Genomic DNA, 8,004 nt, shown 5'->3' on the forward strand with positions numbered 1-8,004 from the left:
CTTCGCTGTATCTCGTTCGCTTCATTGTCCGTCCCTTCGTTGGGTCGGACTCTCATTCCAAATGGAGGAAAAATCCCGTGGCAGGTCAGTCATCGCAAGGTGTCAACGGTCGCAACTTGCATCAAATTTAAGGATGGCGGGTTCCAAGGAACGGGATGGAACCCGGCGGTGTCTGCAGGCCGCCCTTTGTTCGGCCCGGAAACTGAACCCTAGACTGGGATCAGCGCCCAGTAATCCAGATCAAGCAAAACGTCGGGCAGGTATCTACCGTCCGTGTCGCGCAGATCGCCGGACGCGCCTTTTGTTGCAACCAACCGCAGGCGTATGGCACCGACGCCGGGGGCCGCTGTCTGGGCGGTGTCCAGCACCTCTGACCAGGCGCGTATGGTGTCGCCCGCAAAACAGGGGTTCGCATGGCTGCCTGCGTTGATCGCCGCCAGCATCTGTGCGTTCGCCAATCCATTGAACGACAGTGCGCGTGCAAGACTGATGACATGGCCGCCATAGATCAGGCGTTTGCCATCGGGGCGTTGGGTCGCATCGAAATGCACCTTTGCGGTGTTCTGCCACAACCGCGTGGCCAGCATATGCTCTGCCTCTTCGATCGTGACACCGTCGACGTGGTCGATGATTTCCCCGACGGTGTAGTCGGACATGCGATGCGGTTCGCCCGCCAGCGCAAAATCGTAACGCGTGAAATCAAGGCCCTGCGGGATCACAAGATCAGATGCCGCGACGGCACCAGCCAGATCGGGAATGACCGCATCAGGGGCCGGACCGTCACCGCGTTTGCGCACCATTACCCAGCGGACATATTCCAGCACGGGATCACCATGCTGATTGCATCCCGTGGTGCGGACCCAGACCACACCGCTTTTGCCGTTGGAGTTCTGTTTGACGCCGATCACCTGTGACGTGGCGGTGATCGTGTCGCCGGGCCACAGCGGTTTCAGCCAGCGGCCTTCGGCGTATCCCAGATTCGCCACGGCATTCAGCGACACGTCAGGCACGGTTTTGCCGAACACGGTATGGAACGTCACCAGATCGTCCAGCGGACTGCACGGCAGACCGCAGGACTGGGCAAAGGTATCGGCAGAATGCAGCGCGTGCCGGGCGGGATACAGCGCATGATACAGCGCGCGTTCGCCCATGTTGATCGAACGCGGGACCGCATGGGTCAGGACGTCACCGACAGCGTAATCTTCGAAAAACCGCCCCGCGTTCGTTTTGGTCATTGCTGACCCAGTTTCATGTCCGGGTCATATGGTGTGCTGATTTCTTTCGTGACGGCCTGACCACAGCGCATCACGCCATTTGCCTGATCAAAGGCATAGGTCGGGGTGCCATACAGCTCCCACCCCTTGGACAGCGCATCGCTGACCTTGTGGCAAAAGGCGGATGTGTCGTCTTCGGTCAGCAAGCGGTAAATCTTTGTCATGGGATTATCCAAACGGGTTATAGCCAAGCCAAGCATGTATGCCGGCCACGACAATATATAGAACGACCGCCGCCACGATGGCGATCCATTCCGATTTGATCGGTGGCGCGTGATAGGCGCCGCGCGCGCCTTGCGCCCGGTTCAGCACGACCATTTCAGCCAGCGCCCAGATCAACAGTCCGCCGAACAGTACAAAGGATGGCACGTCGCCGTTTACCAGCAGATGCGCCACGGCCCAGACGGCCACGGCGGTCAGTTGCGGGTGGCGGATCCAGCGTGTGATCCGCGTCTTCTTGCCCGAGGCCGCGAACAGGTAGAACGAAAACAGTATCAGAAGGTTGTTGATGCCCGTCATCGCGGGCGATCTGCCCCAGTAAACCGCGCAGTCCGCGCTGCGATATCCCACGACCATCAGCACAATCGCGATCACACTTGCGACGGCCACGATCATCTTGCCACGATCACCGAAACCCGCACGATGATCGGGTGCGATCCGTTTCCAGAAATGCGCACCGGCCCACAAAGCCAGGCCGAGGATAAGTAGGATCATGCGGTTTCCAATTCTGCAATGGCGTCAGCTTTGGCCAAGGTCGCGCGGGCCGTGACGATATGCAAGTTTTCGACGATGCGTCCATCGACAACGGCGACCCCCTGCCCTGCGGCCACCGCTTCGTCAAAAGCGGCAATCTGACGCCGGGCAAGTTCTATTTCGGCGTCGGTCGGACCAAAGATGCTGTTGGCGATATCCAACTGCGCGGGATGGATCAGCGATTTACCGTCAAACCCCATGTCGCGCCCGTCTTCGCATTCCGCGCGCAGGCCGTCATCATCTTTGAATGCATTGAATACGCCGTCGATGGCGACTACCCGCGCGGCCCGTGCGGCCAACAGACAATGTTGCAAAGCCACACGCATGCCATCGCGGGTCCGCGCCGTCAGATCCTTTGCCAGATCGTTGGTGCCCATCACCACCCCGGACAGTCGCGGGTGGGCACAGATCGTATGGGCGTTCAGCACACCCAGCGGTGTTTCCATCATCGCCCAAAGCGGCAGATCGGGCACTGCTTGCGCGACAGCGTCCAGATCACCGGCGCTGTCGACCTTTGGGATCAGGATGCCATCGCAGGACATGCCCGCGACCGCCGCCATATCATCAGCGCCCCATGCGGTATCCAGGCCGTTAATCCGCACCAGCCGCAGTCTGGTGCCATAGCCACCCTGTTCCAACGCCAGCGACAGGGTCTCTCTGGCCGATACCTTGGCGTCGGGGGCGACGGCGTCTTCCAGATCGAACAGGATCACGTCACAGGCAAGGCTGCGGGCCTTGTCCAGCGCACGCGGTTTTGATCCGGGAATATAAAGAGCGGAACGGGTCGGTCGGGTCGTCATATCGGCCTCGTAATTAAGTTGCGCGCACATGACCCCAAGCTTTCCAAATCTTCAACCCCTTGCGTTTGAAATTCAGGAACATGCCCGCAGCATCGTTGATGCGCCAGTTTTCGCCGACAGCCAAAGTTGGACCCGATATCGTCTGCAACCTTTCCCATTGGCCAGAGTTGTAGCGCCAGAAGGAGGATATCTGCGGATGTCCTTCAGGTCACAAGACAAAGGCGTACAAAATGAAAAACCTTATCACAACTACAGCGATTGCCATGCTGATTGCCAGCGGTGCCGTTGCCGCCAGCCACACCACAGAAGAAGGTGTGACAGAAGAAGGAACGATGACCGACGAAAGCACCATGACTGACGATGGCGCAATGACCGACGACGGCACCATGACTGACGACGGCATGACCGACGACACAATGACCGACACCGATACGATGGTCGACGACGGCGCCATGACCGACGACGGCATGACCGACACGACCACACTGGAAGGTGACACCACCACGCTGGAAGACGAGACAACTGCAATGTCCCCGATGGACGGCTATTCGCAAGTGATGAACGAAGACATCACCGCCGAAGAACTGACCGGTGCCACGGTTTACGGAAGCGACAATGAAGAAGTCGGCGATATCAGCGATATCGTGATCGCTGACGATGGCATGATCCAGCAAGTGATCGTCGATGTAGGCGGTTTTCTGGGACTTGGCGAAAAGCCGGTCGCACTGGAATTCGCTGATGTCACGATCATGACGCAAGACGACGGCGACGATCTGCGCGTGACGATCATGCAGACCGAGGAAGAACTGGAAGAGATGCCGGAATACGAAGAACAAATGTAATTCCGACTGCATTTTCCAATCAAGGCCGTCCCTTTTGGGGCGGCCTTTTTTGTCAGCTCAACGCCAGCCAGATCAGGCGCAGCCCTGTCAGCGTCAGCGCCACATAGGTAATGCCGAAAAACAGACGCTCTGACACGTAATGATGCGCACGCACGCCGATCCATGCCCCCAGCAAAGCGGCCGGCGCAAGGATCAGATCCGCCAACAGTGTTTGTGCCGTGAAAATGCCCAAAAATCCGTAGGGGATGAATTTCATCAGGTTGATCGCCCAGAACACGATCACGCTTGTGGCCTGATAGCGGGTTTTGTCCATTCCCATGCCCAGCGTGAAGACGGCGACCGGCGGGCCACCGGCATGGCTGACGAAACTGGTGAACCCCGCGACGGACCCCGCCACCCAAGCCCATCCGCGCGAAAAGGCAAAGTTCGGAATTTTCAGCACATCGGCCGCCCGTGCCCACTGATAGACGACAAAGGCCAAGCAGATGATCCCGATCAACAGACGAAAGCTGTCCGCGTTCACCACGGAATAGACCAGCGCCCCGATCGCCACACCCGGCACGGCCCCGATAATCAGTCCCTTCGCGGATGGGCCGTCCCATTTGCGCCAGTAGGGTCGCAGGGACGCCACATCGATCAGCATCAGCAGCGGCAGCATCACCCCCAGCGCGAACCCCGGATCGACAACAATTGCCAGAATTGCCGCCGCCACAAACGCAGCGCCAGACCCAAAGCCTGCTTTTGAGATACCGGCAAAGATCACGGCAGGCACCGCAACAAGGTAGAACATGGGATCAAGAGGGGTCATTGCGGTCCTGTGACGTCAGTGTTTTGCAGATGCTTAGCCGCTGTCATGGGGCTTGACCATCGGCTGCACACTTGCAGGCGACGCCCCAAACGACTAACCCAGCGCGCAAGTTGATCAACAGCTAAACAGGAGCCATGCCATGGCCAGACCCAAGATTGCACTGATTGGCGCCGGACAAATCGGCGGCACGCTTGCCCACCTCGCAGCGGTCAAGGAATTGGGCGACGTCGTCCTTTTCGACATTGCCGAAGGCGCGCCGCAGGGCAAAGCGCTGGACATCGCCGAATCCGGTCCTTCGGGGAAATTTGACGGATCGTTCAAAGGCACCAACGATTATGCCGATATCGCAGGCGCCGATGTCTGCATCGTGACGGCCGGTGTGCCCCGCAAGCCGGGCATGTCACGCGACGACCTGCTGGGCATCAACCTGAAGGTCATGAAATCAGTTGGCGAGGGCATCAAGGAACATGCTCCCGACGCTTTTGTGATCTGCATCACCAATCCGCTGGACGCGATGGTCTGGGCGCTGCGCGAATTTTCCGGCCTGCCCCACAAAAAAGTCTGCGGCATGGCCGGTGTGCTGGACAGCGCCCGATTCCGGCATTTTCTTGCCGATGAATTCAAGGTGTCGATGCGCGACGTGACGGCATTCGTTCTGGGTGGCCACGGCGATACGATGGTGCCGCTGACACGCTATTCCACTGTGGCCGGGATTCCCCTGCCCGATCTGGTCGACATGGGCTGGACCACGCAGGACAAGCTGGACGCCATCGTACAGCGCACCCGTGATGGCGGCGCGGAAATCGTCGGCCTGCTGAAAACCGGGTCTGCCTTTTATGCGCCAGCGACATCGGCCATCGAAATGGCGGAATCGTTCCTGAAAGACCAAAAGCGCGTGCTGCCCTGTGCGGCCCACGTGGACGGCGCCTATGGGTTGGACGGATTCTATGTCGGTGTGCCAACCGTGATCGGTGCGGGCGGGGTGGAACGCATCGTCGAAATCAAGATGAACAAGGACGAACAGGCCATGTTCGACAAATCCGTCGACGCGGTGAAAGGCCTTGTGTCCGCCTGCAAGGAAATCGATCCTTCACTGGCTTGAATAATCAACAATGACTGATGAAAAGGGCGTCCTTCGGGGCGCCCTTTTGCCGTTCACGACCAAGTTAGCGTTAACGAAAGATAGCGTGTGATCACACCCTCTATAGCTGTGATCACAAATGTCGCTTTTCCGGTCAGGCCCTTGAACTGATCGTTCAGCTTTCGTCCTGCATATGACAAACTGCGACAAACTGAGCCACACGAAGGACGTGCCATGAACATCCACGAATACCAGGCCAAAGCCCTGCTGCGCCAATACGGCGCGCCGGTCAGCGACGGCCGCGCCGTCACCCGCGCCGAAGAAGCGAAAACCGCTGCGGGGGAACTTGACGGGCCTTTGTGGGTCGTCAAGGCGCAGATCCACGCCGGTGGACGCGGCAAAGGTAAATTCAAGGAAACAGACGCCGGTGACGCAGGCGGTGTGCGGCTGACCAAATCCGTGGAAGAAGCGGCGCAGGAAGCCAAAAAGATGCTGGGGCGCACGCTGGTCACGCACCAGACCGGCCCCGCAGGCAAGGTCGTCAACCGTGTCTACATCGAAGACGGGTCCGGCATCGAAACCGAATTGTATCTGGCGCTGCTGGTGGATCGCCAGACCAGCCGCATCGGTTTCGTCTGTTCGACCGAAGGCGGGATGGACATCGAAGAAGTCGCCGCCAACACACCCGAAAAGATCCTGAATTTTACCGTTGACCCCGCGACCGGCTATCAGCCGTTCCACGGGCGCCGGGTTGCGTTTACCCTTGGCCTGACCGGTCCACAGGTGAAGCAATGCGTTCAACTGATGGGCCAGCTTTACAAGGCATTCGTCGAAAAAGACATGGAGATGCTGGAAATCAACCCGTTGATCGTGACCGACAAGGGCGATCTGAAAGTGCTGGACGCCAAAGTCAGCTTTGACGGCAATGCCATCTACCGCCACAGCGACATCGCGGCCCTGCGCGACGAAACCGAAGAAGACGCCAAAGAACTTCAGGCCAGCAAATACGACCTGAACTACATCGCGCTCGACGGTGAAATCGGTTGCATGGTCAATGGTGCCGGTCTTGCCATGGCAACGATGGACATCATCAAACTGTATGGTGCCGAACCTGCCAACTTTCTGGACGTCGGCGGCGGCGCGACCAAGGAAAAGGTCACCGAGGCGTTCAAGATCATCACGTCCGATCCCAACGTCAAAGGCATTCTTGTCAACATCTTTGGTGGCATCATGCGCTGCGACGTCATCGCCGACGGCGTGGTCGCCGCGGTCAAGGAAGTGGGTCTGAAGGTGCCGCTGGTCGTACGCCTCGAAGGCACGAACGTCGAAGCAGGCAAAAAGATCATCAACGAATCCGGTCTTGATGTGATCGCGGCTGACGACCTGAAGGACGGCGCCCAGAAAATCGTCAAAGCCGTCAAGGGCTGATCCGCAAGCGGGTGGCCGACAGTGCCGCCCGCCATCGAACGACACCAATTCCAACGGAGGCCCAGATGGCCATTCTCGTCAACGAAAACACCCGTGTGATCTGCCAAGGCTTTACCGGCTCTCAGGGCACGTTCCATTCCGAACAGGCCATCGCCTATGGCACCAAAATGGTCGGCGGCGTCACCCCCGGTAAGGGGGGCCAGACGCACCTTGACCTGCCGGTCTACGATTCCGTCCACGAAGCCCGCGCCATGACCGAAGCCAACGCATCGGTGATCTACGTTCCACCCCCGTTTGCGGCCGATTCGATCCTTGAAGCGATCGACGCGGAAATGGAACTGATCATCTGCATTACCGAAGGCATCCCGGTGCTGGACATGATGCGCGTCAAGCGCGCGCTTGAAGGGTCCAAATCCCGTCTGATCGGTCCGAACTGCCCCGGCGTCATCACCCCCGACGCCTGCAAGATCGGCATCATGCCGGGCCATATCCACAAACGTGGGTCTGTCGGTGTTGTGTCGCGGTCCGGCACGCTTACATACGAAGCTGTGAAACAGACCTCTGACTCCGGCCTTGGCCAGTCCACCGCAGTGGGCATCGGCGGCGACCCCATCAAGGGGACCGAACACATCGACGTGCTGGAAATGTTCCTGGCCGACCCCGAAACGCAATCGATCATCATGATCGGTGAAATCGGCGGCTCTGCCGAAGAAGAAGCGGCACAATTCCTGGCCGACGAACGCAAGAAAGGCCGCTGGAAACCGACCGCCGGTTTCATTGCGGGCCGCACCGCACCGCCGGGTCGGCGCATGGGCCATGCCGGCGCGATCGTCGCGGGCGGCAAAGGCGACGCTGAATCCAAGATCGAAGCCATGAAATCCGCCGGAATCGTCGTGGCCGACAGCCCCGCCACACTGGGCGAAGCGGTGCTGAAGGCCATCGACCAGAACTGAACCCACGGCGGGCCGTCCCGGCCCGCCAAACCCCTTGAGGCGGGGACGCCCGCCCGACCGTCAGG

General features: G+C 59.3%; 9 protein-coding genes. 4 read left to right on the forward strand and 5 right to left on the reverse strand.

The genetic code is table 11. The features are described 5' to 3' along the window. Window positions 1-209 precede the first annotated feature (209 nt). Genes GZH79_RS09280 through GZH79_RS09295 form a run of 4 tightly spaced genes read right to left on the reverse strand, consistent with a single transcriptional unit; the run spans window position 210 to window position 2,857 of the window. Window positions 210-1,235 carry a MaoC family dehydratase gene (locus GZH79_RS09280; RefSeq protein WP_211643515.1) on the reverse strand — a complete coding sequence of 342 codons (1,026 nt, stop codon included), beginning with the start codon at window positions 1,233-1,235 and terminating at the stop codon, window positions 210-212. Continuing rightward, the gene (locus GZH79_RS09285) at window positions 1,232-1,438 is read right to left on the reverse strand and encodes a DUF1737 domain-containing protein (protein ID WP_211643516.1); all 207 of its coding nucleotides are present in this window, start codon (window positions 1,436-1,438) and stop codon (window positions 1,232-1,234) included. Before GZH79_RS09285 ends, GZH79_RS09280 begins: the two co-directional genes overlap by 4 nt. 4 nt (window positions 1,439-1,442) lie before the next feature. After that, window positions 1,443-1,988: an NnrU family protein gene (locus tag GZH79_RS09290; RefSeq protein ID WP_211643517.1), complete on the reverse strand. Its 546-nt coding sequence runs from the start codon at window positions 1,986-1,988 to the stop codon at window positions 1,443-1,445. Then, a complete protein-coding gene (locus GZH79_RS09295) occupies window positions 1,985-2,857 on the reverse strand; it encodes a CoA ester lyase (RefSeq protein WP_283094796.1) in 873 nt (290 codons plus the stop codon). Before GZH79_RS09295 ends, GZH79_RS09290 begins: the two co-directional genes overlap by 4 nt. 200 nt (window positions 2,858-3,057) lie before the next feature. On the opposite strand from GZH79_RS09295, the gene GZH79_RS09300 reads away from it, so the two are divergent. Continuing rightward, window positions 3,058-3,669, forward strand: a complete 612-nt coding sequence (locus tag GZH79_RS09300; RefSeq protein WP_211643518.1) for a PRC-barrel domain-containing protein — start codon at window positions 3,058-3,060, stop codon at window positions 3,667-3,669. A gap of 52 nt (window positions 3,670-3,721) precedes the next feature. On the opposite strand, the gene GZH79_RS09305 is transcribed toward GZH79_RS09300, so the two are convergent. After that, the gene (locus GZH79_RS09305; RefSeq protein WP_211643519.1) at window positions 3,722-4,477 is read right to left on the reverse strand and encodes a sulfite exporter TauE/SafE family protein; all 756 of its coding nucleotides are present in this window, start codon (window positions 4,475-4,477) and stop codon (window positions 3,722-3,724) included. Between the two features lie 139 nt (window positions 4,478-4,616). On the opposite strand from GZH79_RS09305, the gene mdh reads away from it, so the two are divergent. The 3 genes from mdh (at window position 4,617) to sucD (ending at window position 7,939) form a co-directional block, all read left to right on the forward strand. Continuing rightward, window positions 4,617-5,579: a malate dehydrogenase gene (gene mdh / locus GZH79_RS09310; protein WP_211643520.1), complete on the forward strand. Its 963-nt coding sequence runs from the start codon at window positions 4,617-4,619 to the stop codon at window positions 5,577-5,579. 213 nt (window positions 5,580-5,792) lie between these two features. After that, window positions 5,793-6,986 (forward strand): ADP-forming succinate--CoA ligase subunit beta, encoded by a 1,194-nt coding sequence (gene sucC / locus GZH79_RS09315; protein WP_211643521.1) that lies wholly within the window; start codon window positions 5,793-5,795, stop codon window positions 6,984-6,986. A 65-nt stretch (window positions 6,987-7,051) separates the two neighbouring features. After that, window positions 7,052-7,939, forward strand: coding sequence for a succinate--CoA ligase subunit alpha (gene sucD, locus GZH79_RS09320; protein ID WP_211643522.1), 888 nt, complete (start codon window positions 7,052-7,054; stop codon window positions 7,937-7,939). Window positions 7,940-8,004 lie beyond the last annotated feature (65 nt).

The organism is Loktanella sp. SALINAS62, from assembly GCF_018263905.1.
Lineage (GTDB): Bacteria > Pseudomonadota > Alphaproteobacteria > Rhodobacterales > Rhodobacteraceae > Loktanella.